This window comes from Streptomyces sp. NPDC016459, assembly GCF_040632845.1.
Lineage (GTDB): Bacteria > Actinomycetota > Actinomycetes > Streptomycetales > Streptomycetaceae > Streptomyces.
This window is the reverse complement of record NZ_JBEYCR010000001.1, coordinates 422,636-444,497: the sequence shown is the minus strand read 5'-3', so window position 1 is coordinate 444,497 and position 21,862 is coordinate 422,636. Positions and strand designations below refer to the sequence as shown.

The following is a 21,862-nucleotide window of genomic DNA, read 5'->3' as shown; positions in this document are numbered from 1 at the left end:
AGTCCTAGGACAGTCATGACCATCGACGATCCCGCACGCCCGGAAACACCCGAGGCGCCACCGTCGGAAGCAACCCCGACCGCGGCCACCACCGCACCTCCCGCCGCTCCCCACCGGGCCGGAACCTGGAGCGCCCTGCGCCCCCTCGTCCTGCGCCTCCACTTCTTCGCGGGCGTCCTCCTCGCCCCGTTCCTCCTCGTGGCCGCCGCATCCGGTCTGCTCTACGCGCTCTCCTTCCAGGCCGAGAAGGTGGTGTACGCCCACGAGCTGGAGGTCCCCGTCGGCGACACGACCCTGCCGCTGTCCCAGCAGGTGAACATCGCCCGCAAGGTCAATCCGAACGGCACCGTCACCGCCGTCTGGCCCGGCGCCGAACCGGGCGCGACCACCCGGGTCCTGATGGCCGACCCCGACGTCCCCGAGGACACCTCGCTGGCCGTCTTCGTGGACCCGTACACCGGGGACGTACGCGGACAGCTGCCCAGCTACGGCAGTTCCGGCGCCCTCCCGCTGCGCACCTGGATCGACGGCCTGCACCGCGATCTGCACCTCGGCGACCTCGGCCGCAACTACAGCGAACTCGCCGCGAGCTGGCTGTGGGTCATCGCGCTCGGCGGCCTGCTGCTCTGGCTCGGCCGGCGCCGCGGGAACCGCCGCGCCCTCTTCGTCCCCGAGGGCGGTCCCGCCTCCCGTCGCCGCACCCTGTCCTGGCACGGTTCGGTCGGCCTGTGGGCGGTCACCGGACTCGTCCTGCTGTCCGCGACGGGCCTGACCTGGTCGCGGTACGCGGGCGAGAACATCGGTGCGGTCCAGGACGGACTCGGCGGCGCGACCCCCACCCTCTCCGCGACCGTCGAAGGCGCGGCCGCCGGCGGTTCCTCGGAGCACGAGGGCCACGGCGGGGCGCACACCGGGGGCGACACCACGGCCCAGGGCCCCGACATCGGCCTCGACAGGGCACTTGAGGCGGCCCGCGGTGCCGGCGTCGACAGTCCCAGGATCTCGGTGGTCCTGCCCGCCGAGGGCAAGGGCTACGTGGTCAAGGAGACCGACACGCAGTTCCCGCTCCAGTTGGACTCCGTCGCCGTGGACCCGGCCGACGGCGCGGTCCTCGACCGGCTCGCCTTCGCCGACTACCCGCTGCTCGCGAAGCTCACCCGCATAGGCATCGACGCGCACACCGGCGTCTTCCTCGGCCTGTTCAACCAGCTGGCCCTCGCGGCCCTGGCCCTCTCCCTGATCCTGCTGATCCTCTGGGGCTACCGCATGTGGTGGCTGCGCAGCCCGGGCCGTCCGGCGGCGCGCGGGGCGTGGCGGCGCGTGCCGGTGACCCTGCTGCTGCCCCTCGCCGCGGGCACGGCGCTGGTGGCCTGGTTCGTCCCGCTGCTCGGCCTCAGCCTGTTGCTGTTCCTGGCCGTGGACCTCGCCCTCGCGCTGGTGTCCAGGCTGCGGGCGAGGTCACGAACGAGCTGATCAGGGCGTGTACTTGTAGCCGACCCGCCGCACGGTCTGGATCGTGTGGCGGTGCTCGGCGCCCAGCTTGCGGCGCAGCCGGGCCACGTGCACGTCGACCGTACGCCCGTCGCCGACGTGCCCGTACCCCCACACGGTGGTGACCAACTGGTCACGGGTGTGCACCCGGTGGGGGTTCGACACGAGATGGGCGAGGAGCTCGAACTCCAGATAGGTCAGGTCGAGCGGCCGCCCGTCCACGACGGCGATCCGCCGGGCGTCGTCGATGGCCACCGGCCCCTGCTCCGCCACGGGGGACGCGACGGGCGCGGGAGCGGCGACGGGCTGCGGCGGCTGCTGGTCGGCCGGCAGGAGGACCAGGTACCCGACCATCGGCGGACGCCCCGGCAGTGTCGGCAGGGTGTGCGGGGGGGCGGGCAGCAGGGTGGCGCCGGGCGGCAGGAAGTCCGCGACCCGGGCGAAGTCGACGCTCTCGTCGGGGTCGACGGCGCGCAGTCGGTGCCGGCCGGGACGGACGGCCGTGAGGGAGGCACTCTGGGTGTGGGCCATGGGAGATCAGCTCTTTCGCGCGGAGAAACAGACGGACAGGAGTCGTTCGTCGTGCGCGTCGGCCGAAGGCCGCTGGATCGGACCGTACCGATCGGGGCTTTAGAGGGCCGACGCGTTCCTCGCGCGGCAACACACCCGGTCGAAGTCGTGATGCTGCCGGGAAGGCCAGAACGGCTCGAGGTCATGACGACCCGTCGCGCTGTCGTTCCGTGTGATGGCCATATCCCTAGTCTACTACTCGGGAATGCCGGTGAGCAGTCCCCTGCGGCCGGAAACCCGTGTTGTCCTTCCCACATGACGGAAGGGGCGTCCACCGTGTGAAACGGTGGACGCCCCTTCCGTCGGACGTGTGGAGCGCGGATCAGACCTGGCCGGCCTTCTCCAGGGCCTCGCAGCAGGTGTCCACCAGGAGGCGGGTCACCACGTACGGGTCGACGTTCGCGTTCGGACGGCGGTCCTCGATGTAGCCCTTCTGGTCCTGCTCGACCTGCCACGGGATGCGGACCGAGGCGCCGCGGTCCGAGACACCGTAGGAGTACTGGTCCCACGGGGCGGTCTCGTGCAGGCCGGTGAGGCGGTCGTCGATGCCGGCGCCGTAGTTCTTGACGTGGTCGAGCGGCTTCGAGCCCTCGCCGAGGGACTCGGCTGCGGTGATGATCGCGTCGTAGCCCTCGCGCATCGCCTTCGTGGAGAAGTTGGTGTGCGCGCCCGCGCCGTTCCAGTCGCCCTTCACCGGCTTCGGGTCCAGCGTCGCCGAGATGTCGAAGTCCTCGGCCGTGCGGTACAGCAGCCAACGGGCGATCCAGAGCTGGTCGGAGACCTCCAGCGGAGCCAGCGGACCGACCTGGAACTCCCACTGGCCCGGCATGACCTCGGCGTTGATGCCGGAGATGCCCAGACCCGCCGCGAGGCAGTTCTCCAGGTGCGCCTCGACGACGTCACGGCCGAAGATCTCGTCCGCGCCGACACCGCAGTAGTAGCCGCCCTGCGCGGCCGGGAAGCCCGCCTCGGGGAAGCCCAGCGGGCGCGAGCCCTTGAAGAAGGTGTACTCCTGCTCGATGCCGAAGATCGGCTCCTGAGCGGCGTACTTCGCGGCGACCTCGGCCAGCGCGGCGCGCGTGTTGGAGTCGTGCGGCGTCATGTCCGTGTTGAGGACCTCGCACAGCACCAGGATGTCGTCACCGCCGCGGATCGGGTCCGGGCAGGAGAAGACCGGCTTGAGGACACGGTCCGAGGCGTGGCCCTTGGCCTGGTTCGTGCTGGAACCGTCGAAGCCCCAGATCGGCAGCTCGTCGAGCGCGAGGGCGTCGCCGACGATGATCTTCGTCTTGGAGCGGAGCTTCGCGGTCGGCTCGGTGCCGTCGATCCAGATGTACTCAGCCTTGAAGGTCACGGGCCTCATCCTTTGGGCGTGCTGCTGCGGGAATCGCAACGGCTCGCGGCGCTGCGAGAAGCTGCGGTGTTCGGTGTCCGGTCGCAGCTTCGCAACACGGGATTTCCCGTCGGTTGCCCGAATGTGAACCCCGTGTTACTCAGCTTCCCTGTGTTTCCCGCAGCCGCTGTGCGACGGTGTGGGCGTTCAGGAGCCCGTCGAGCCCGGCGCCGTGGATCCGCCGCACCACCTCGGCGTACGAGGTCCCGAGCGCCTCCGCGGTCCGCCCCGGGTCCCAGTCGCAGGAGGCGAGCCGCTGGAGCAGATGCCCCTTGCGGATCTGGTTCTCCGAGAGCCGGAACGTCTTCAGATAGACCGCCCGGCCCTTACGGTCGGTGATCAGCTCGCCGATGTGCTGCTCCCGCCCGCCGCGCCGGAACGGCGGAAGGAACCGGTACAGGTCGAACGGCCCCGCCCGGTACACCCGCTCGAAGGCGTACGAGGTCTCCAGGAGGTCCCGCGCCATCAGCCCGTCGTGCGCCACCGCCCAGGCCCGCTCCTGCTCCCGCGCCGCAGCCCGCAGGTCGGCGAGGGTGCGGATCCCGCCGGCCCCGTCCCGGATCCGCGCCGTGAACTCGGGTACGGGCCCGCCGTAGTACGCGTACTGGTGCACCAGCTCCCCGAACAGGTCCTCCACGAGCGTCGGGTGCAGAAGCCGGTAGTCGTCCGGGTGCGGCACCACGAAGGCCGCGGCCAGCGTGTCGGCCACGTACAGGAGCATCCCGCACTGCCCCGGGTGCAGCTCGAAGACCCGCAGCGCCTCCGCGAGGCCGGGCACCGCCCACCCCGCGTACGCCGCCTCGGCGCGCGGCGAGAGCCCGTGCCGCAGCGCCTCGCGCGACCAGTCGTCCCAGACCACGGACGGCCCGCCGAAGTGCAGCGCGAGATACCCCTCAAGGGCCAGGTGCAGCGGGAGGAACCGGAGCCTCCGCTCGCCCTGGCGCCGCTTGGCCAGCCGCTGGATCCGCCGCACCGGCACGCAGGCGGGCGGCCCCTCACCACCCAGCCGGGTCCCGTACGCGGCGGACTCGGCTCCCGTGGCCGTACCCGCCCCCGCTCCCGTCGTCCAGTCGGCGACGAGACCGTGCGGGATGTACGAGGTGTACGTGGTGCGGTCGGGCAGGTCGACGGCGCCCCACCCGCCGGACCCTTCGTAGACCTCCCGGCGCAGCCGGAGCCCCGGCACCGGCTCGGCCCGTACGAGCGGCACCAGCCGCACCCCGCCCCACACCTGCGCGGGCCGCACGTCGAGACCGGTCAGATCGATCCGGGTCATCCCCCGGCCCCCTCTCCCGCGGCGTCCAGGAACAGCTCGACCCGCCGGTCCAGATAGGCCCGCAGCTCCCCGAACCCCGTCCGCCCCTCGGCGAACTGGGCGATCTCCACGAGCGCCGCCAGATCCTCCGCGTCCCGGATCCCGGCGGCGGGCACGCCCGGGGCGAGCCGCCGTACGTCGAAGCCCTCCGCGTCGTATACGGGGTTCAGGTGCACCACACTCGTCCGCCGCCCCGGATCGAGCCGCGTCCGCCACACCCGCAGCACCTCGCCCGCGAGCCCCGGCGGCGCGTTGTCCCAGCCGTCCGACACGATCACGAGCCGGTCGGGGCCGGCCTCCAGGGCGTCGAGGATCCGCAGGCCCAGCGGAGTCGGCCCGTACGGCCGGACGAGCAGCGGATCGCTGCCGCCCGACGTCCACAGCGGGGTGTACGCCCCCGGCGCCGCGAGCGCCTCCAGGAGGTAGTGGGAGCCGAGCGCCACGGCCAGCGGACGGCGCCGCTTCACCGCCGAACCCGACGAGGAGAAGCTGTCGTCGAGCACGGCCACGACCCGCCCCCAGCTCCCGGCGTACGGCCCCGCGGCGCGCCGTGCCGCCGCCCGCAGCGCACCCGTCAGCTCGGCCCGCCGCGCCACCCGCTCACCGAACGACAGCGAGAGGACGTACAGGGCGAGACGGGTCAGCGGCATCACCGACAGGTCGGCGGCCCGCTCCGTCCTGAGCTGTTCGAGCCGCGTCATCCGGGGGGCGATCCGGTCCAGGAACACCGCGCGCGGCACGCCGTGCTTCGCGGCGAACCCCTCCGCGACCGTGAACGGCAGCTCGTAGATCGCGCCCTGCTCGTAGCGGGCCCGGCGGAACGCGTCGAGCGTCGCGTTCTCGTACCGGACCCGGCGGCCCGGCGCGAAGAGGAAGTCACCCGTCTCGGGATCGGGCAGCCGCCCGTGGACGTGCCGCAGGGCGGCCTTCAGTCCGGACCGGTATTTCACCGCGTCCAGGGCGTGATCGGGGCGGGCCGCGAGCCACGCGCGTGTGATCGCGCGCGTGCGCCGGTTGTTGACCCCGGCCGTGCGCAGCGCGCGGAACAGCCGGTAGACCCGCTGCGGCGGGAGCAGCGCGAGGCGCGCGCCGATCAGCCGCCCCTCGGCCCGCTTCTCCTCGGGCCCGCCCGCCTCACCGGCCGTGCGCAACAGCTGCTCGACGATGAGGGCGGCGTTGTGGTGGTTGATGTCGAGCGCGAGGGCGGCGGCGTACACGGGCCGGTAGTTGACCCGTACGTACTCGTGGACGAAGCGGAGGGAGAGGTGCTGCGCGGCCGCGGAGGAGCGGAATTCGCGCTGGCCGGTGGCGGTCACGGCGGCGTTGACGAAGAGGAGCACGTCCTCGGCGGCGACGAGCTCGGACAAGGCTCTTCCCCTCTCGTGGGCGCCGGCCGGGGAATGAGGGCACGAACAGCGAAGACGTTGCTTCATAGGCAGGTTCCGGAAGTCGCACCGGAGTCCCGCGGCCGGCCCGGAAACGCTAACACCGGGCGGGGGGAGGTCCGCCAGCGGATTTGGCCGCTCGTCACCGCCACCCGGCAGACTGGGGGCATGGCCAAGAACCCGGGCGTGAAGCCCCGTATCGGACTCCTCGGCACCGGCCCCTGGGCCGGTCGCACGCACGCGCCCGCGCTCGCCCGGCATCCGGGGATCGAGTTCAGCGGGGTCTGGGGCAGACGCGCCGAGGCAGCGGCCGCGCTCGCCGCCGATTCCGGCACGCGCGCGTACGACGACGTGGACGCCCTGTTCGCGGCCAGCGATGCCGTCGCCCTCGCGCTCCCGCCGGACGTGCAGGCCCCGCTGGCGGTCCGGGCGGCGCGGGCCGGGTGCCACGTCCTCCTCGACAAGCCGGTCGCGACGACGGTCGCCGGGGCGCGGGAGGTGGCCGAGGCGGTCGAGGCGGCGGGGGTCGCCTCGGTGGTCTTCTGCACGCTGCGGTTCGCGGGGCCGACGGCCCGCTGGATCGAGGAACAGGCGGCGAAGGGCGGCTGGTTCCTCGGCGAGGCGCACTGGCTGGGATCGCTCTACGGGCCGGGCTCCACCAGCGCGTACGCGGCCTCCCCCTGGCGCCGGGAGAAGGGCGGCCTCTGGGACGTCGGCCCGCACGTCCTCTCGGTCTACCTGCCGGTCCTCGGCGACGTCACGGCGATCACCGCCGCAACCGGCCCGCACGACACCCACCACCTGGTCCTGCGGCACACCTCGGGGGCGAGCAGCACCGCCACGCTCACTCTCAGCGCCCCACCGCAGGCGGCGGAGGCGGCCCTCACCCTGTACGGCGCCGGGGGCAGAACGGAACTGCCCCGCTGGGACGGGGCGGTGGCCGCCTTCGGCGCGGCCGTGGACGCCCTCGTCACGGCGGCCCGCACCGGGGACCCCCACCCGTGCGACGCCCGGTTCGGCCTCCGTCTCACGGAGATCCTGACGGCGGCGGAGACGGAGGCGGCCCGACGTCCTCAGGACGGACCGTCGCCCGAGCGGTCGCCCGACACCGCGCGCAGCGCGTCGCACAACGCGTCGAGCGCCGCCCCGTACAGCCGCTCCGGCGGAGTGGCGTAGCCGACGACCAGACCGTCCGGGCGGGCCGGGTCGCGGGCGTCGGGGTGGCGGTAGGAGGCCAGGCCCTCCACCGCGACCCCGTGCCGGGCCGCCGCGGCCGGCGCCGACCGCTCCGTGCCCGGCGGCAGTTCCACCACGGCGTGCAGACCGGCGGCGATGCCCGTGACCCGTACCGCGGGCACCCGCTCCGCGAGCGCCGCCGTCAGCCGGTCGCGCCGCGCCCGGTGGCGCAGGCGCATGCGCCGGACGTGCTGGTCGTACCCGCCGGAGGCGAGGAAGTCCGCGAGGGTGAGCTGCTCCGTCGCGGCGGCGTACGGCTCGCGCTCGCCCTTCGCCGTGACGACCGGGTCGACGAGCGCCGCCGGCAGGCACATCCAGCCGATCCGGAGCGCGGGGGAGAGGCTCTTGCTGACGGAGCCGATGAGGACCGTCCGTTCCGGGTCGAGCCCCTGGACGGCTCCGACCGGCCGCCTGTCGTAGCGGAACTCCCCGTCGTAGTCGTCCTCGACGACCAGACCGCCGGAGGCCCGCGCCCACTCCAGGACGCCGGCCCGGCGCTCGGGGTGCAGCGGCCCACCGGTGGGGAACTGGTGGGCGGGGGTGAGCAGCACCGCGCCCGCGTGGCGGGGGATCTCCCCGACCCTCGCCCCGTCCTCGTCGACGCTCACCGGCACCGTGGTGACCCCGGCGCCGGTGAGGAGCCCGCGGTGGAAGGGCAGCCCGTAGGCCTCCACGGCCCAGGGGTCCGTCGTGCCGAGGACCCGCGCGAGCAGCCGCAGGGCGTGCGCGGCGCCCGAGCAGATCACGATCCGGTCCGGGGCGGTCCGCACGCCCCGCACGCGCGCGAGGTACTCGGTGAGTGCCAGGCGCAGTTCGATCCGGCCGTGCGGGTCGCCGATCCCGAAGGCCTCGTGCGGCGCGGCCGTCAGGGCCCGCCGGGCGGCCGCGAGCCAGGCCGCTCGCGGGAAGGCGCCGGGGTCGGGCTTGCCCTGGACGAGGTCGTACGGGAGCGGTGGCGGCGCCGAGGGCCGCACGGGCCCGGGGGCGGGCGCGGCGACCCGGTCGGCGACCCGGGTCCCGGAGCCCTGACGGGAGGTGAGCCAGCCCTCGGCGACCAGCTCGGCGTACGCGTCGGCGACGGTGTTGCGGGCGATCCCGAGGTCGGCGGCGAGGGTGCGGTAGGGCGGCAGGCGGGTCCCCGGCGCGAGCCGCCCGCCGCGCACGGCGTCGCGCAGCGCCCCGATGAGCGCGGCCCGCCGCCCGCCACCGGCTCCGAGTTCCAGATGCAGATCGTTCCCGAGCACCATGCTCCCGTTCCCGTTCAGCGGGACAACGCGTCCCGTACGGCCTCTTCCGACCGGCCGACGACCGCGGTGCCGTCCTCGGCGGTGATGATGGGCCGCTGGATCAGCTCGGGGTGTCCGGCGAGCGCCCCGATCCACCGGTCGCGGTGGCCGGCGTCCCGGGGCCAGTCCTTCACGCCGAGCTCCTTGGCGGTGGTCTCCCCGGTCCGGGTGATGTCCCACGGTTCGAGCCCGAGCCGTTCGAGCACCCGCGCGATCTCCTCCGGTGAGGGCACGTCCTCCAGATACCGCCGCACGGTGTAGTCGGCCCCCTCGGCGTCGAGAAGGGTGAGGGCGGCGCGGCACTTGGAACAGGCGGGGTTGATCCAGATCTCCATGCGCCCCACGGTACCCGCCGGGCTTCGCTCCATCACCCCTCAAACCCCGTCTGGCCAGGGGCGATTGTCAGTGGGGGGCACTAGAATGGGGGGTGAAGGTGAGGGTCCCGGGGAGGGCCCGCACCCCACCGTTCGCCAGGAGGTAGCCCATGGCTCTCGCCGTGATCCGGACGCCGTCCATCGAACCCTGGAAGCCCCTCCAGAGGAAGCCCCTGCCCGCGGGCCGCCCCCGCGAGTGGTACGTGACGCACAACCGGCGCCTGAAGGCCATGCGCCTCGCGATCGCCCTCCTCGACGCCGGCGTCTACGTCCCGTCGAAGGCCACGAACGCGACGATACGCACCACGGCCGCCCGCCTCGACATCCACCCGCCCTCGGACAGCACCTGCCGCATGGTGCGCACCTTCATCCGCTACGGCCGCTGACGGCCGCTCACCCGCCTCGCGCACGGCGAAGGCCGCCGCCCCGGATTTCCGGGGCGGCGGCCTTCGTCACGTGGGGGCCGCGGTCTAGAGGTCGAAGTACAGCTCGAACTCGTGCGGGTGCGGGCGCAGCTGGATCGGGGCGATCTCGTTGGTGCGCTTGTAGTCGATCCACGTCTCGATCAGGTCGGAGGTGAAGACACCGCCGGCCTGGAGGTACTCGTTGTCGTCCTCCAGGGCGGAGAGGACGGCCTCCAGGTTGGTCGGGACCTGGGGGACGTTGGCGTGCTCCTCGGGAGCCAGCTCGTACAGGTCCTTGTCGATCGGCTCCATCGGCTCGATCTTGTTCTTGATGCCGTCGAGGCCCGCGAGGAGCAGCGCCGAGAAGGCGAGGTACGGGTTCGAGGACGGGTCCGGCGCGCGGAACTCGACGCGCTTGGCCTTCGGGTTCGAGCCCGTGATCGGGATGCGCATGGCGGCGGAGCGGTTGCGCTGCGAGTACACCATGTTGACCGGCGCCTCGAAGCCCGGGACCAGGCGGTGGTAGGAGTTCACCGTCGGGTTGGTGAAGGCGAGCAGCGACGGCGCGTGCTTGAGGATGCCGCCGATGTAGTAGCGGGCGGTGTCCGAGAGGCCCGCGTAGCCCGTCTCGTCGTAGAACAGCGGGTCGCCGTTCGCCCACAGCGACTGGTGGACGTGCATGCCCGAGCCGTTGTCGCCGAAGATCGGCTTCGGCATGAAGGTCGCGGTCTTGCCGTTGCGCCAGGCGACGTTCTTCACGATGTACTTGAAGAGCATCAGGTCGTCGGCCGCGGCGAGCAGCGTGTTGAACTTGTAGTTGATCTCGGCCTGGCCGGCGGTGCCGACCTCGTGGTGCTGGCGCTCGACCTGGAGGCCGACGTTCTCCAGCTCCAGGGAGATCTCGGAGCGCAGGTCGGCGAAGTGGTCGACCGGCGGGGCCGGGAAGTAGCCGCCCTTGTAGCGGACCTTGTAACCGCGGTTGTTCTCCTCCGCACCGGTGTTCCAGGCGCCGGCCTCGGAGTCGATGTGGTAGAAGCCCTGGTTCGCGGAGGTCTCGAAGCGGACCGAGTCGAAGACGTAGAACTCCGCCTCCGGGCCGAAGTACGCGGTGTCGGCGATGCCGGTGGAGGCGAGGTACGCCTCGGCCTTCTTCGCGATGTTCCGCGGGTCACGGCTGTACTGCTCGCCCGTGATCGGGTCGTGGATGAAGAAGTTGATGTTCAGCGTCTTGTCACGGCGGAAGGGGTCCACCCGGGCCGTCGACAGGTCGGCGCGGAGCGCCATGTCGGACTCGTGGATCGCCTGGAAGCCGCGGATCGACGAGCCGTCGAAGGCGAGCTCCTCCGCCGGGTCGAAGGCCGTCGCCGGGATCGTGAAGTGCTGCATCACGCCCGGAAGGTCGCAGAAACGGACGTCGACCATCTTGACGTCGTTGTCCTTGATGAACTTCTGGACCTCGTCGGCGTTCTGGAACCCGTGCTTCTCGGACATCCAACTCCTCCTACTCCCGGCCCGGGGAGGGGCGGGCTTGCAGCTCGGTCGTGCGGCCAGTGCGGTGGCACACGCTGGACCCGACCATAGGCAGACGGGATTTCTCAAGCATGACCCATTTGTTTCGTCGAAGTTAACCGGGGTGGGTGTCGCCGCGGTGTCCGGCGCTCCGGGGCGACCGGTCCGGCCCGTCTTCGCCGACCCGGGCCGAAGTGATCAAAAACGGGCACAGTACCGTGGTCGGGTGGACAACAGGCAAGCACTCGGATCTTGGCTCTCCGGCCCCCGCGCGGCGGCCGAGGACGCAGGCGTCGACTTCGGCTACCGCGGTCAGCAGCTGGGGCTGCCGGAGGAGGGCCCCGGTTCCATCGCCCGTCCCGGGCGGCGCCTCGGCGCCCTCGCCGTCGACTGGGCCCTCTGCACGCTGATCGCATACGGCCTGATCACCGACGGCTACAACCAGGCCACGGGCAACTGGGCCCTCGGCCTCCTGTTCGTCCTGAGCGTGCTGACCGTCGGCACTGTCGGCTCGACGCCCGGCAAGCGACTCTTCGGCCTCGGGGTCGTCTCGGTCCGCGGCGGGCGCCTCGGCCTGCCGCGCGTGGCGCTGCGCTCCCTGCTGGTCTGCCTGGCGATCCCGGCCCTCATCTGGGACCGCGACGGACGCGGCCTCCACGACCGCCTCTCCGGCGCCGTCCAGGTCCGCGTCTGACGCGTACCGACAGACGAGAGGGGCCCCGGACCGTTGTCACGGTCCGGGGCCCCTCTCGTTCGCCCCATGAGAGCGGTCGGGCGCGTCAGCGCGTCTTTCCGCCCCGCGGCATCCGCATGCCCTTCGGCATCGGACCCTTCGGCAGCGGCATGTTGCTCATCAGGTCGCCCATCGCCCGCAGCCGGTCGTTGGCCGCCGTCACCTGCGGGCCGGTGAGCACCCGAGGCAGCTTGAGCATGGTCGTACGGACCTTCTTCAGCGGCACCTGGCCCTCGCCGTCACCGACGATGATGTCGGTCACCGGCACGTCCACCACGACGCGGTTCATCCGCTTCTTCTCGGCCGCCAGCAGCGGCTTCACCCGGTTCGGGTTGCCCTCCGCCACCAGCACGATGCCGGCCCGGCCGACCGCCCGGTGCACGACGTCCTGGCTGCGGTTCATCGCGACCGCGGGGGTCGTCGTCCAGCCGCGTCCGACGTTCTGCAGGACCGCCGCGGCCGCGCCCGGCTGGCCCTCCATCTGTCCGAAGGCCGCGCGCTCGGCACGCCGCCCGAAGACGATGGCCGCCGCCAGGAGCGCCAGGACGAATCCCAGGATGCCCAGGTAGACCGGGTGCCCGATCAGGAAGCCGATCGCGAGGAGGACACCGAGTACGACGATGCCCACGCCTGCGACGACAAGTCCGACCTTGGGGTCGGCCTTTCGGGTCATCTTGTACGTGAGGGCGATCTGCTTGAGTCGCCCCTGGTTCGCAGCGTCAGCGCTGCCCGTGTTTGCCTTCCTCGCCATGTCCTGAAGTTTACGTGGCCCGGGAAGTCCGGCCCGACGCGACCTCCATCACGTGCTGGGCCTCGACCCTGTCCTTGGCACGGCGGCGGTCCTCCAGGACGGAGTTCCAGGCGTTGCGCCGTGCGGTGCGCTGCCCGGCGCCGAGGAGGAGTGACTCCACGGCCTTCAGGGCGTCGGTGACGGACGGGATCGGGGTGACGCGGACGTGGGTCGATGCGCCCGGCATGGCGGGTCCTCCCTCGATGGCGGGTAAGACGAGGCGGGGGTGTGAGCAGGAGGTGGCGGTGTGTGAAACCAGGCTCACAGATTGGTGTTACCAGGGCGTGACCCGGCGGTCAAACACTGATGAAAGGTTGATGCGGCCGACCGGACGTACGGAGGACGCCGACGCGGCCCGCACCTCCCCGCTGAGCTGCGGGAGCGTACGGGCCGCGCCGGATTCGGCCACTACTGGCCGGTAACTTCTTGTGCTCGGATTCACACACCCGCAGCGCGGCCGCGCTGCTCCATCGCCTGCTGGTACAGCCGCCCCGCGCGGTACGAGGAACGGACCAGCGGGCCCGACATCACGCCGGAGAAGCCGATCTCGTCGGCCTCCTCCTTCAGCTCCACGAACTCCTGCGGCTTCACCCAGCGCTCCACGGGGTGGTGCCGGACCGACGGACGCAGGTACTGGGTGATCGTGATCAGCTCGCAGCCCGCGTCGTGCAGCTGCTGGAGTGCCTCGCTGACCTCCTCGCGGGTCTCGCCCATGCCGAGGATCAGGTTCGACTTCGTGATCAGACCGTAGTCCCGCGCCCGGGTGATGACGTCGAGCGAACGCTCGTAACGGAAACCGGGGCGGATCCGCTTGAAGATCCGCGGCACCGTCTCCACGTTGTGCGCGAAGACCTCGGGGCGGGAGGCGAAGACCTCGGCCAGGAGTTCCGGCACCGCGTTGAAGTCGGGCGCGAGCAGCTCGACCTTGGTGCGGCCCTCGGCCCGGTCCGCCGTCTGCTGGTGGATCTGGCGCACGGTCTCCGCGTACAGCCAGGCGCCGCCGTCCTCCAGGTCGTCACGCGCGACGCCCGTGATGGTGGCGTAGTTCAGGTCCATCGTGACGACCGACTCGCCCACCCGGCGAGGCTCGTCACGGTCCAGGGCCTCGGGCTTGCCCGTGTCGATCTGGCAGAAGTCGCAGCGCCGGGTGCACTGGTCGCCGCCGATGAGGAAGGTCGCCTCGCGGTCCTCCCAGCACTCGAAGATGTTGGGACAGCCCGCCTCCTGGCAGACCGTGTGCAGACCCTCGCTCTTCACGAGACCCTGCATCTTCGTGTACTCGGGCCCCATCTTCGCCCGGGTCTTGATCCACTCGGGCTTGCGCTCGATGGGGGTCTGGGCGTTCCGGACCTCCAGGCGCAGCATCTTGCGTCCGTCGGGTGCGACTGCGGACACATCGGCTCCTGTAGCTTCGATTCTTCGGCGTACACCAGCGTACGTCGTTGCTTTCATGCCTTACTACGTCTGGCCAACCTCTGGCCAGTGCCCCGCATTCCTCGGGACGCCTCAGGCCGACGCCGGCTCCACCGGACGCTCGATCTCGCGCGGCTTCAGCTCCGCGCCCTCCAGCACCTCCCGCAGCCGGCGCTCCACCACCGGGAGCACCTCCGCGATCGAGATGTCCCGGCCCAGCTCGTTGGCGAGCGAGGTCACCCCCGCGTCGCGGATGCCGCACGGGATGATCCGGTCGAACCAGGCGTTGTCCGGGTTCACGTTGAACGAGAAGCCGTGCATCGTGACGCCCTTGGCGACCCGGATGCCGATGGCGGCGAGCTTGCGGTCCTCGCGGCGCTGGCCGGCGTTGGACGGGGCGTACTCCGGGCCGTTCAGACGCGCGTCGAACTCCTCGTCGTGCAGACGCGGGTCGAAGTCGAGCGACAGACCGCCCAGGGACGGCTGCTGCTCCACCGGGTCCCCGAGGACCCAGACGCCGCTGCGGCCCTCGACCCGGGTCGTCTCGATCCCGAACTCGGCGGCAGTGAGGATCAGCGCGTCCTCCAGACGGCGGACGTGCGCGACGACGTCCACCGGGCGGGGCAGCTTCATGATCGGGTAGCCGACGAGCTGGCCGGGGCCGTGCCAGGTGATCTTGCCCCCGCGGTCGACGTCCACCACCGGCGTCCCGTCGAGCGGGCGCTCGCTCTCCGCCGTACGGCGTCCGGCGGTGTAGACCGGCGGGTGCTCCAGGAGCAGACAGGTGTCGTCGATCTCGTCCGCGAACCGCGCGGCGTGCACCTCGCGCTGCTTGTCCCAGGCCACCTGGTAGTCGACGGCGTCCTCGCCGAATCCAAGGCGGACGAATCGCAGCTCACTCACGGCCATGCCTCCTCCTGGGTGCCGGGACCGGGAACCGGGGATCATCCCGGGCCGACTCGGCGCCGAACGGGTCATTCGCGCCCATGCCACTGTACGGCGGCGCCCGCGACACCCCTCCGGCAGGTGGACGGGGGCGTCTACGTCAGCGGTGCCATCAATCCTCACACGATCGGATGAATGTGGGGCGAAGCTGGCGGTACGGGCCGTGAGGACCGCTAAATTCGCGCCGTTCCATGAGGGTCCGACGGGGCTGCCGCCCGGACCCGGAAGGCAGGAGACCGCACAGCTGATGACGGAACGACCACCGCAGCGCATCCCGAACCGCCAGCTCGCCGCGCTCATCGCCGAAGCCGGGTTCTCCCACGCGGGGCTCGCCAGACGGGTGGACCAGCTCGGCCTGGAACACGGTCTCGACCTGCGGTACGACAAGACCTCCGTGACCCGCTGGCTCCGCGGGCAGCAGCCGCGCGGCACCACGCCCGCGCTCATCGCCGAGGTCTTCACCCGCCGACTCGGCCGCCGCCTCTCCGCCCAGGACCTCGGCCTCGACGCCTGCGCGCCCGTCTACGCGGGCCTGGAGTTCGCCGCGACCCCCGAGGAGGCCGTCGACATCGTCAGCGGCCTGTGGCGCAAGGACTCCGGCAGCCACGCCGAACTCCGCAAGATCGCCTTCACCCCGGCGGGCCTGGTCGTCCCCAGCCGCGACTGGCTGATCGGGCGCGCGGACGACCGGGTGGCACGGGGGGACCTTCCGCCCGGCCCCGGCCCCCGCTCCTTCACCGCGACGGCGAGCACGACCCTCACCGAGGCCCGGGTCCCGCACGACCCCCGGCTCGGGCACGACACGCGTCTCCCGCACGACCCCCGGGTCCCGCACGACCCCCGGGTCCCGCCCCAGGGCCGCTTCTCCGTGCCACGCCAGCGCGGTACGGACCGGGGGCCCGGCCAGCGGGTCTCCAGCGGCGACATCGCCGCCCTCCGCTCGGTCGGCGAACTCTTCCGCACCCTCGACCACGCCTACGGCGGAGGCCACGCCCGCCAGGCCCTCGTCCGCTACCTGGAGCACGAGACCGAGCCGATGCTGCGCGGGACCTACGGGGAGGCCGTCGGCCGGCGCCTCTTCGCCGCCGCCGCCGACCTCACCCGGCTCGCCGGGTGGACCTCGTACGACATCGCCGCCCACGGCCTCGCCCAGCGCTACTTCGTCCAGGCGCTGCGCCTGGCCCAGGCCGCGGGGGACCGGGCCTACGGCTCGTACGTGCTCCTCACCATGAGCTGCCAGGCCGTCTACCTCGGCCACGGCAGGGAGGCCGTGCAGCTCGCCCGGGTCGCCCAGCAGGGCGTCGGAGCCGCCGCGCCCCCCGTCGTCCAGGCGATGCTGCACGCGGTGGAGGCGCGGGCGCACGCGGTCCTCGGCGAGGCACGCGCGTGCAGTGCCTCGCTCGTACGGGCCGAGCGGGCCCTCGATGCGGCCCGGCCGGGCGACGAGGTGCCGTACTGGGCCCGGATGTTCGACGAGGCCCAGCTCGCCGACGAGCTCGGCCACTGCCACCGCGACCTCCAGCAGTACCGGCCCGCCGCGCAGCACGCCGAACGGGCCCTCCAGCTCCGCGCCCCCGGCTTCGCCCGCAGCCGGCTCTTCTGCCGGGTCGTCCTGGCCACGTCCCGCCTCGCCCTCGGCGAACTGGACCAGGCGTGCGCGCTCGGGGCCGAGGCGGCGCAGCAGGCCTCGGAGATGCGGTCGGCCCGGGCCGTGGAGTACGTACGCGACTTCGAGCGCCGCCTGGAGCCGTACCGGGACGCGGCGGCGGCGCGCACGTACCGCGACCGGGTGGCCGCGATCGGCTGAGCGGCGGCGGGGGAGCCGCGCCCCGGGGCCCGTGCGCTCGTGGCCCACGCCCGCTGCCGTGGCTGTCGTGGCCCCTCCTCAAGCCGCCTCCCCGTGCGCCTCCCCCCGTGGGGGGACCCGGACGCCCAGGTCCGTCAGGACGGCTCGGGCGGCTCGGGCGGCGGAGGAGAGGGCGCCCTGGGGGGTGGCCGTGGCGCGGTGGTCGCCGCAGACGTAGAGGCCCGAGAGCAGCCGGACCGGGCGGCGGGCGTCGTGCGGCGCTGTCATCGCCGGATACGCGTCCCGGGTGTGGCGCAGGCCGATCAGCTCCCATTCGTCGGTGGACGTCCCGTACAGCGTGGCCAGGTGCTTGCGGACCCGCCGTTCCGTGTCGTCCGGCGGCGTCCCCAGCACCGTCGAGGTGATCAGCGCCCGGCCCTCCGGCGCCCGGCGCGGGTCGACCGCGCTCATCACGGCCGTGTGCGCCACCGGCCCGCCCGGGTCGGACTCCAGGAGCAGCGTCGGGTCCCCCGCGGGTGCCACGGGCGCCGTGTGGTGGAGCACCGTCACGGAGTGGAAGGCAGGCGTCCGCAGGCCGGGAAGCAGCGCCGCCGCCGTCCGCGCCCCCGTCGCGAGCAGCACCGAACGGCACCGGAACACCCCGTGCTCCGCCGTCGTGACCCGGGTGACGGACGCCTCCGTCACCCGTACCCCGGTACGGACCGTGCCCGGCGGCAGCGGGGCGGCGAGCCGTTCGGGAAACGCACCCGAACCGCCCTCGGGGACGGCCGCCCAGCCCCGGGCGAAGGCGCGCAGCGCCAGGTCCGCGTGGCGGCTCGACGTGCCGAGGTCCGGGTCGCCGAGGAGCGCCGCGAGCAGCGGCCGCAGCACCCCCTGCACGGTCCTGGCGGGCAGCCGCGCGGTGAGCGCCTCACGCGCCGTCCGCTCGGGCCGGGTCAGGAGACGTTGCGTCGGGGTCGCGGCGAGCCGGACGAGGGAGGCGCCGAGCCGCGCCTGGTCGAGCGAGTACGCCGGATGACGGGGGGCGCTCGCGAGGGCGCGCGCGACGCTGAACGCTCCCCCCACGCTCCCTTTGCCCCCGCCCCTGGCCGCTCCGGCGACCCGGCGCGGATGCGGAGCGCCCCACCGCGCGTACCGCCCGTCGCTGTGGACGAGCACTCCCGGGGCGAAGGGGCGCAGCACGAGGCCGTCGAGCCCCGGGGTGGCCCGCAGCTCCTCCGGCGACAGGGTGAGCACCGGCCCGACCCGGTCGAGGAGGAAGCCGTCGACGGCGTCGGTCGCCATCCGGCCCCCGATCCGGGACTCCGCCTCCAGGACGGCGACGGAGAGCCCCGCGCCGGTCAGCCGGTGGGCGGCCGCGAGCCCCGCGACCCCCGCTCCCACGATCACGACGTCGACGGCCTCCACGACGTCCGTACGCTGTGCGTTCCTTGCGCTGTCTGCGCTGCTGAGCACGTGCCCCTCCCCAGGTCGGCGCGGCCGGTGGGAGGCCTATGCCCCCAACGAGCCCCCGGAATGCCCGAGTTCGCGGTTCGGGTCGAGCCTAGGCAGCGCTCCCACGGGTGCCAGCCGCGCGCACCGGGGGTGCGTGCGGCACGGGGGAGCGCAGAGGTGCGGGGACCGGTGGTCACGAGGTACGACGGAGCACCCCGTTCCGCTGCCCGGCGCCCTCGTTTCAGCGGCCCGCCGTCGGCCATCACCCGCCGCCCGCCGCCCGGTGCCCGGCGCCCTCGTTCAGCCGGCCGCCGCCCTGATCGAGTCGTCGATCGTCGGGAACGCGAAGTCGAAACCGGACTCCAACAGCCGCCCCGGCAGCACCCGCTGACTGCCCAGTACGTCCTGCGCGAAGTCCCCGAGGACCGCCTTCAGGGCCGGGGCGGGCACGGTGAACAGGGTCGGCCGGCGCAGGACCCGGCCCATCGCCGCCGTCACCTCGCGGTTGGTGACCGGGTCGGGGGCCGTCAGGTTCACCGGGCCGGAGAGCGACGGGGTGTCGACGAGATGGCGCAGGGCGGCCACCTCGTCGTGGAGGGAGATGAACGACCAGTACTGGCGGCCGTCGCCCATCCGCCCGCCGAGCCCGGCGCGGAAGACGGGGAAGAGCCGCCCCCAGGCCCCGCCCTCGCGCGCCACCACCAGGCCGGTGCGGGCGTAGGTGACCCGGATGCCCGCCGCCTCCGCGGGGGCCGCGGCGGCCTCCCACTCCACGCAGACCTCGGGCAGGAAACCCGTGCCGGAGGGGGCGCTCTCGTCGACCGCGCGGCTGCCGGTGTCCCCGTACCAGCCGAGCGCCGTGCCGCACACCAGGCTCTCCGGCGGCTGCGCCAGCGAGGCGAGGGCCTGCGAGACGGCCGTCGTGCCGAGCACCCGGCTGTCCCGGATCTCCTGCTTGTACGCCTCGCTCCACCGGCGCTCGCCGACCCCGGCGCCCGCCAGGTGCACGACGGAGTCGACGCCGACGAGGCCGGCGGCGTCGACGTACAGCCGCTTGGGGTCCCATTCGACCTCGTCGGCCGCCCGGCCCGGGCGGCGGACGAGCCGGAGGACGTCATGGCCGTCGGCGCGCAGGGAGCGGACGAGGGCCGAGCCGATGAGCCCGGAGGCGCCGGTGACGGCGACACGCTTGCGGGTGGCGGAACGCTGCATGGGCTCATCCTGCCCTCCCCGGCCGGGCGCATGGCACAGTGGCCGTCATGAGGGTGTCGGAGACAGGGATACGCGGGGCCGCAGCCGGGGACGAGGACGCCCTCGGCGCGCTCGACCGGGCCGCCTGGTCGCCCCTCCACGCGGTGCTGCCCGCGCCCGTCCCGCCGTACGAGCCGTTCTTCGACGAGCGCCACCGGCCCGAGGACTACCTGGTCGCGGTGAGCGAGGGGGCCGTCGTCGGCTATGTCCGGGTCACGCCGCCGACCCGGCTCGCGTCCAACGCCCACGTACGCCAGATCCAGGGCCTCGTCGTGGCCGAGTCCGTCCGGGGGCGGGGCGTGGCGCGGGCGCTGCTGCGGGCCGCGATGGACAAGGCGCGTGCGGACGGCGCCGTCCGGATCACGCTCCGGGTCCTCGGGCACAACGCCCCGGCCCGAGCGCTCTACGCCTCCGAGGGCTTCGCGGTCGAGGGCGTGCTCCCGGGGGAGTTCCTGTTCGACGGCGTGCCCGTGGACGACGTGCTCATGGGCCGGTCACTGACGGAGTGACGCCGGGGCGGGGTCGCCGGCCTCCGGGGTGCCACAGCCGCATCCCGCTCATCAGTTCGCGCGCGCACCGCACCGCGAGCCGCGCCGGGGCCCCTCGCCGCGCACCGGCGCGTCCGTCTCCGACCAGGTCTCCAGGGCGATCCGGATCGCGTCCGTGGCCGCCGCCGCCGCCGCGAGCCGGCCTACGCGGCCGGCAAGGGCGGCATCCAGTCCATGACCCACGCGCTCGCCGCCGAGTACGCCGAGCAGGGCATCCGCTGCACCGCCGTCCGGCCCGGCTCCGTCTCCTCCGGCATGACCGACGGCACCGGCGCCGGCCGCCGCAGCGTCGGCCCCGGCCTGCCCGAGGACACCGACCGGAGCCGTTCATCACCGGCACCGAGATCCGCGTCGACGGCGGCACGCACTTCTGACGGGCGTCCGTGAACCAGGCACGGCCGGCGGTCGCTGCCCCGGCCGTCCTACCCGGCGCCGAAGCGCTCCCACAGCCGGGGGAAACGGCTCGCGAGCACCTCGTCGTCCGTCAGGTTGAAGGGGGTGCCGAGCGGCTCCCCGCCCGGCATGGGGATGCCCAGATCGGGGGTCTCGGCGCCGGTCAGCCGCTCGTACGCCTCGTCCGCCGCGAAACCGATCTCCTCACCGTCCCCGTCGATCTCCACGTCGAAGTCGCCGAGCAGCTCCGCCAGCGCGTCGGGATCGTGCACCGCGCCCTCGTAGACCTCCCGGCCCTGCCCGATGAGCCAGCAGCGGAACGAGTCGAAGGTCTCGTCCCCCGCCCCGTCGAACAGCACGGCCGCCGCGCCCCACAGGTCCCAGAGGTACGCGCGGTTGTAGCGGGCCTCGAAGTGGCGCGCGTAGTCGAGCACGGAGTCGGGATCGAGGCGGGTCAGCCGCTCCACGAGCAGATCGGCCTGCTCCTCGGGGTCGCCCTCGGCTTCCTCACGGGAGGTGTCGATGATCTGCCAGAACTCCGTCTCGTCCATCACGGGACAAGCATCGTGGTTCGCGGGACGCGACGCACCCGGAAAGGCCGAAATCAATCAGGACAGAAGGTGTCGTCTTTTGCTGCCACGCTGGTGCCCATGACGACTGAGACGAAGCCGCTGCACGGACGGATCTGCCTGGTCGCGGGCGCCACCCGAGGAGCCGGACGGGCCATCGCCGTCCAGCTCGGGGCCGCCGGCGCCACCGTGTACGTCACCGGCCGCACCACCCGCGAGAAGCTCAGCGAGGTCGGCCGGGCGACCGAGACCATCGAGGAGACCGCCGAACTGGTGACGGCCGCCGGCGGGGAGGGCATCGCCGTCCCCACCGACCATCTGGAGGTGGACCAGGTCCGGGCCCTCGTCGACCGGATCGACCGGGAGCGGGGGCGGCTCGACGTCCTCGTCAACGACATCTGGGGCGGCGAGCACCTGGTCATCGCCGGCTTCGGCAAGAAGATCTGGGAGATGGAACTCGCCGACGGACTGCGCATGCTGGAGCTGGGCGTGAAGAGCCACCTCGTCACCAGCGCGGCGGCCACGCCGCTGCTCGTCCGGCACCCCGGGTGCCTCCTCGTCGAGGTCACCGACGGCACGGCCGAGTACAACAACACCCGCTACCGCGAGAACATCTACTACGACCTCGCCAAGAACGCCCCGATCCGGATGGCGTTCGGCCTCGCGCGCGACCTGGAGCCGTCCGGCGGCACGGCGGTCGCGATCACCCCCGGCTGGCTCCGCTCGGAACAGATGCTGGACCACTTCGGCGTGACCGAGGACAACTGGCGCGACGCCGCCGAGAAGCTCCCCGACTTCGCCGTCGCCGAGTCCCCGGTCTACGTGGGCCGCGCGATCGCCGCCCTCGCCGCCGACCCCGACCGGGCCCGCTGGAACGGCCGGTCCCTCTCCAGCGGACAACTGGCGAAGGAGTACGGCTTCACCGACGCCGACGGCTCGCGGCCGGACGCCTGGGGCTTCATCATCGCGAAGGAGACGGACGAGAACGCGTCCGTGGACGACTACCGGTAGCCCCG

At 73.1% G+C, this 21,862-nt stretch carries 21 protein-coding genes and 2 pseudogenes; 8 read left to right on the top strand and 15 right to left on the bottom strand.

What is annotated here, in order from left to right; all coding sequences use genetic code 11:
* Positions 1 to 15: 15 nt before the first annotated feature.
* Positions 16 to 1,473: a PepSY-associated TM helix domain-containing protein gene (locus tag ABZ567_RS01995; RefSeq protein ID WP_360783440.1), complete on the top strand. Its 1,458-nt coding sequence runs from the start codon at positions 16 to 18 to the stop codon at positions 1,471 to 1,473.
* Here the strand turns inward: ABZ567_RS01995 and ABZ567_RS01990 are convergent, their stop codons facing one another.
* From ABZ567_RS01990 to ABZ567_RS01975, 4 genes are all read right to left on the bottom strand, one after another.
* On the bottom strand, positions 1,474 to 2,022 hold the full coding sequence (locus tag ABZ567_RS01990) for a winged helix-turn-helix domain-containing protein (RefSeq protein ID WP_360783438.1): 549 nt from the start codon (positions 2,020 to 2,022) through the stop codon (positions 1,474 to 1,476).
* A 361-nt stretch (positions 2,023 to 2,383) separates the two neighbouring features.
* Positions 2,384 to 3,415 carry a glutamine synthetase gene (glnII, locus tag ABZ567_RS01985; protein ID WP_360783435.1) on the bottom strand — a complete coding sequence of 344 codons (1,032 nt, stop codon included), beginning with the start codon at positions 3,413 to 3,415 and terminating at the stop codon, positions 2,384 to 2,386.
* A 139-nt stretch (positions 3,416 to 3,554) separates the two neighbouring features.
* Positions 3,555 to 4,730, bottom strand: a complete 1,176-nt coding sequence (locus ABZ567_RS01980; RefSeq protein WP_360783433.1) for a hypothetical protein — start codon at positions 4,728 to 4,730, stop codon at positions 3,555 to 3,557.
* Positions 4,727 to 6,280 (bottom strand): hypothetical protein, encoded by a 1,554-nt coding sequence (locus ABZ567_RS01975; protein ID WP_360784988.1) that lies wholly within the window; start codon positions 6,278 to 6,280, stop codon positions 4,727 to 4,729. The genes ABZ567_RS01980 and ABZ567_RS01975 overlap by 4 nt, the downstream gene beginning before the upstream one ends.
* Positions 6,281 to 6,322: 42 nt before the next feature.
* On the opposite strand from ABZ567_RS01975, the gene ABZ567_RS01970 reads away from it, so the two are divergent.
* Complete coding sequence (locus ABZ567_RS01970) at positions 6,323 to 7,330, top strand: Gfo/Idh/MocA family oxidoreductase (protein WP_360783431.1); 1,008 nt, start codon at positions 6,323 to 6,325, stop codon at positions 7,328 to 7,330.
* Here the strand turns inward: ABZ567_RS01970 and ABZ567_RS01965 are convergent.
* Together ABZ567_RS01965 and ABZ567_RS01960 are read right to left on the bottom strand one after the other, a co-directional pair.
* Positions 7,228 to 8,637, bottom strand: coding sequence for a PLP-dependent aminotransferase family protein (locus ABZ567_RS01965; protein WP_360783429.1), 1,410 nt, complete (start codon positions 8,635 to 8,637; stop codon positions 7,228 to 7,230). The two genes, ABZ567_RS01970 and ABZ567_RS01965, sit on opposite strands and share 103 nt — an antisense overlap.
* A gap of 14 nt (positions 8,638 to 8,651) precedes the next feature.
* Positions 8,652 to 9,011 (bottom strand): ArsC/Spx/MgsR family protein, encoded by a 360-nt coding sequence (locus tag ABZ567_RS01960; RefSeq protein ID WP_360783426.1) that lies wholly within the window; start codon positions 9,009 to 9,011, stop codon positions 8,652 to 8,654.
* A gap of 149 nt (positions 9,012 to 9,160) precedes the next feature.
* Here ABZ567_RS01960 and ABZ567_RS01955 point away from each other — a divergent pair, with 149 nt between their 5' ends.
* Positions 9,161 to 9,436: a hypothetical protein gene (locus ABZ567_RS01955; RefSeq protein WP_360783424.1), complete on the top strand. Its 276-nt coding sequence runs from the start codon at positions 9,161 to 9,163 to the stop codon at positions 9,434 to 9,436.
* A gap of 84 nt (positions 9,437 to 9,520) precedes the next feature.
* Here the strand turns inward: ABZ567_RS01955 and glnA are convergent, their stop codons facing one another.
* Positions 9,521 to 10,945, bottom strand: coding sequence for a type I glutamate--ammonia ligase (glnA, locus tag ABZ567_RS01950; RefSeq protein WP_360783421.1), 1,425 nt, complete (start codon positions 10,943 to 10,945; stop codon positions 9,521 to 9,523).
* Positions 10,946 to 11,189: 244 nt separating this feature from the next.
* On the opposite strand from glnA, the gene ABZ567_RS01945 reads away from it, so the two are divergent.
* Positions 11,190 to 11,657, top strand: coding sequence for an RDD family protein (locus ABZ567_RS01945; protein WP_360783419.1), 468 nt, complete (start codon positions 11,190 to 11,192; stop codon positions 11,655 to 11,657).
* A gap of 85 nt (positions 11,658 to 11,742) precedes the next feature.
* Here the strand turns inward: ABZ567_RS01945 and ABZ567_RS01940 are convergent, their stop codons facing one another.
* The 4 genes from ABZ567_RS01940 to lipB form a co-directional block, all read right to left on the bottom strand.
* Positions 11,743 to 12,447, bottom strand: a complete 705-nt coding sequence (locus ABZ567_RS01940) for a DUF4191 domain-containing protein (RefSeq protein WP_360783416.1) — start codon at positions 12,445 to 12,447, stop codon at positions 11,743 to 11,745.
* Between the two features lie 10 nt (positions 12,448 to 12,457).
* A complete protein-coding gene (locus ABZ567_RS01935; protein WP_360783414.1) occupies positions 12,458 to 12,673 on the bottom strand; it encodes a hypothetical protein in 216 nt (71 codons plus the stop codon).
* Positions 12,674 to 12,924: 251 nt separating this feature from the next.
* Entirely contained in the window at positions 12,925 to 13,881 is a 957-nt protein-coding gene (gene lipA, locus ABZ567_RS01930) for a lipoyl synthase (protein WP_360783411.1), read from the bottom strand.
* Between the two features lie 111 nt (positions 13,882 to 13,992).
* The gene (lipB, locus tag ABZ567_RS01925) at positions 13,993 to 14,802 is read right to left on the bottom strand and encodes a lipoyl(octanoyl) transferase LipB (RefSeq protein WP_360783408.1); all 810 of its coding nucleotides are present in this window, start codon (positions 14,800 to 14,802) and stop codon (positions 13,993 to 13,995) included.
* A gap of 289 nt (positions 14,803 to 15,091) precedes the next feature.
* Here lipB and ABZ567_RS01920 point away from each other — a divergent pair, with 289 nt between their 5' ends.
* Positions 15,092 to 16,651 (top strand): regulator, encoded by a 1,560-nt coding sequence (locus ABZ567_RS01920; protein ID WP_360783406.1) that lies wholly within the window; start codon positions 15,092 to 15,094, stop codon positions 16,649 to 16,651.
* Between the two features lie 78 nt (positions 16,652 to 16,729).
* Here ABZ567_RS01920 and ABZ567_RS01915 read toward each other — a convergent pair whose 3' ends face one another.
* Both ABZ567_RS01915 and ABZ567_RS01910 read right to left on the bottom strand, forming a co-directional pair.
* Positions 16,730 to 18,106, bottom strand: a complete 1,377-nt coding sequence (locus ABZ567_RS01915) for an NAD(P)/FAD-dependent oxidoreductase (RefSeq protein WP_360783403.1) — start codon at positions 18,104 to 18,106, stop codon at positions 16,730 to 16,732.
* A gap of 279 nt (positions 18,107 to 18,385) precedes the next feature.
* The gene (locus ABZ567_RS01910; RefSeq protein ID WP_360783401.1) at positions 18,386 to 19,297 is read right to left on the bottom strand and encodes a TIGR01777 family oxidoreductase; all 912 of its coding nucleotides are present in this window, start codon (positions 19,295 to 19,297) and stop codon (positions 18,386 to 18,388) included.
* Positions 19,298 to 19,344: 47 nt separating this feature from the next.
* On the opposite strand from ABZ567_RS01910, the gene ABZ567_RS01905 reads away from it, so the two are divergent.
* Positions 19,345 to 19,845, top strand: coding sequence for a GNAT family N-acetyltransferase (locus ABZ567_RS01905; protein WP_360783398.1), 501 nt, complete (start codon positions 19,345 to 19,347; stop codon positions 19,843 to 19,845).
* Here ABZ567_RS01905 and ABZ567_RS01900 read toward each other — a convergent pair.
* A pseudogene (locus ABZ567_RS01900) lies at positions 19,820 to 20,016 on the bottom strand (hypothetical protein); the annotation flags it as partial. The gene ABZ567_RS01905 and the pseudogene ABZ567_RS01900 overlap by 26 nt on opposite strands.
* Positions 20,017 to 20,025: 9 nt before the next feature.
* On the opposite strand from ABZ567_RS01900, the pseudogene ABZ567_RS01895 reads away from it, so the two are divergent.
* Positions 20,026 to 20,258, top strand: a pseudogene (locus ABZ567_RS01895) (SDR family oxidoreductase); the annotation flags it as partial.
* A 48-nt stretch (positions 20,259 to 20,306) separates the two neighbouring features.
* Here the strand turns inward: ABZ567_RS01895 and ABZ567_RS01890 are convergent.
* Positions 20,307 to 20,828, bottom strand: a complete 522-nt coding sequence (locus ABZ567_RS01890) for a DUF4240 domain-containing protein (RefSeq protein ID WP_360784986.1) — start codon at positions 20,826 to 20,828, stop codon at positions 20,307 to 20,309.
* A 99-nt stretch (positions 20,829 to 20,927) separates the two neighbouring features.
* Here ABZ567_RS01890 and ABZ567_RS01885 point away from each other — a divergent pair, with 99 nt between their 5' ends.
* On the top strand, positions 20,928 to 21,857 hold the full coding sequence (locus ABZ567_RS01885; RefSeq protein ID WP_360783395.1) for an SDR family oxidoreductase: 930 nt from the start codon (positions 20,928 to 20,930) through the stop codon (positions 21,855 to 21,857).
* Positions 21,858 to 21,862: the final 5 nt, after the last annotated feature.

Excerpts from the sequence above, each read along its gene's own strand:
- ABZ567_RS01995 (WP_360783440.1), top strand. The coding sequence starts at position 16 with ATGACCATCGACGATCCCGCACGCCCGGAAACACCCGAGGCGCCACCG.
- ABZ567_RS01990 (WP_360783438.1), bottom strand. The coding sequence starts at position 2,022 with ATGGCCCACACCCAGAGTGCCTCCCTCACGGCCGTCCGTCCCGGCCGG.
- ABZ567_RS01980 (WP_360783433.1), bottom strand. The coding sequence starts at position 4,730 with ATGACCCGGATCGATCTGACCGGTCTCGACGTGCGGCCCGCGCAGGTG.
- ABZ567_RS01970 (WP_360783431.1), top strand. The coding sequence starts at position 6,323 with ATGGCCAAGAACCCGGGCGTGAAGCCCCGTATCGGACTCCTCGGCACC.
- ABZ567_RS01965 (WP_360783429.1), bottom strand. The coding sequence starts at position 8,637 with ATGGTGCTCGGGAACGATCTGCATCTGGAACTCGGAGCCGGTGGCGGG.
- ABZ567_RS01960 (WP_360783426.1), bottom strand. The coding sequence starts at position 9,011 with ATGGAGATCTGGATCAACCCCGCCTGTTCCAAGTGCCGCGCCGCCCTC.
- ABZ567_RS01955 (WP_360783424.1), top strand. The coding sequence starts at position 9,161 with ATGGCTCTCGCCGTGATCCGGACGCCGTCCATCGAACCCTGGAAGCCC.
- glnA (WP_360783421.1), bottom strand. The coding sequence starts at position 10,945 with ATGTCCGAGAAGCACGGGTTCCAGAACGCCGACGAGGTCCAGAAGTTC.
- ABZ567_RS01940 (WP_360783416.1), bottom strand. The coding sequence starts at position 12,447 with ATGGCGAGGAAGGCAAACACGGGCAGCGCTGACGCTGCGAACCAGGGG.
- ABZ567_RS01935 (WP_360783414.1), bottom strand. The coding sequence starts at position 12,673 with ATGCCGGGCGCATCGACCCACGTCCGCGTCACCCCGATCCCGTCCGTC.
- ABZ567_RS01920 (WP_360783406.1), top strand. The coding sequence starts at position 15,092 with ATGACGGAACGACCACCGCAGCGCATCCCGAACCGCCAGCTCGCCGCG.
- ABZ567_RS01910 (WP_360783401.1), bottom strand. The coding sequence starts at position 19,297 with ATGCAGCGTTCCGCCACCCGCAAGCGTGTCGCCGTCACCGGCGCCTCC.
- ABZ567_RS01905 (WP_360783398.1), top strand. The coding sequence starts at position 19,345 with ATGAGGGTGTCGGAGACAGGGATACGCGGGGCCGCAGCCGGGGACGAG.
- ABZ567_RS01890 (WP_360784986.1), bottom strand. The coding sequence starts at position 20,828 with ATGGACGAGACGGAGTTCTGGCAGATCATCGACACCTCCCGTGAGGAA.
- ABZ567_RS01885 (WP_360783395.1), top strand. The coding sequence starts at position 20,928 with ATGACGACTGAGACGAAGCCGCTGCACGGACGGATCTGCCTGGTCGCG.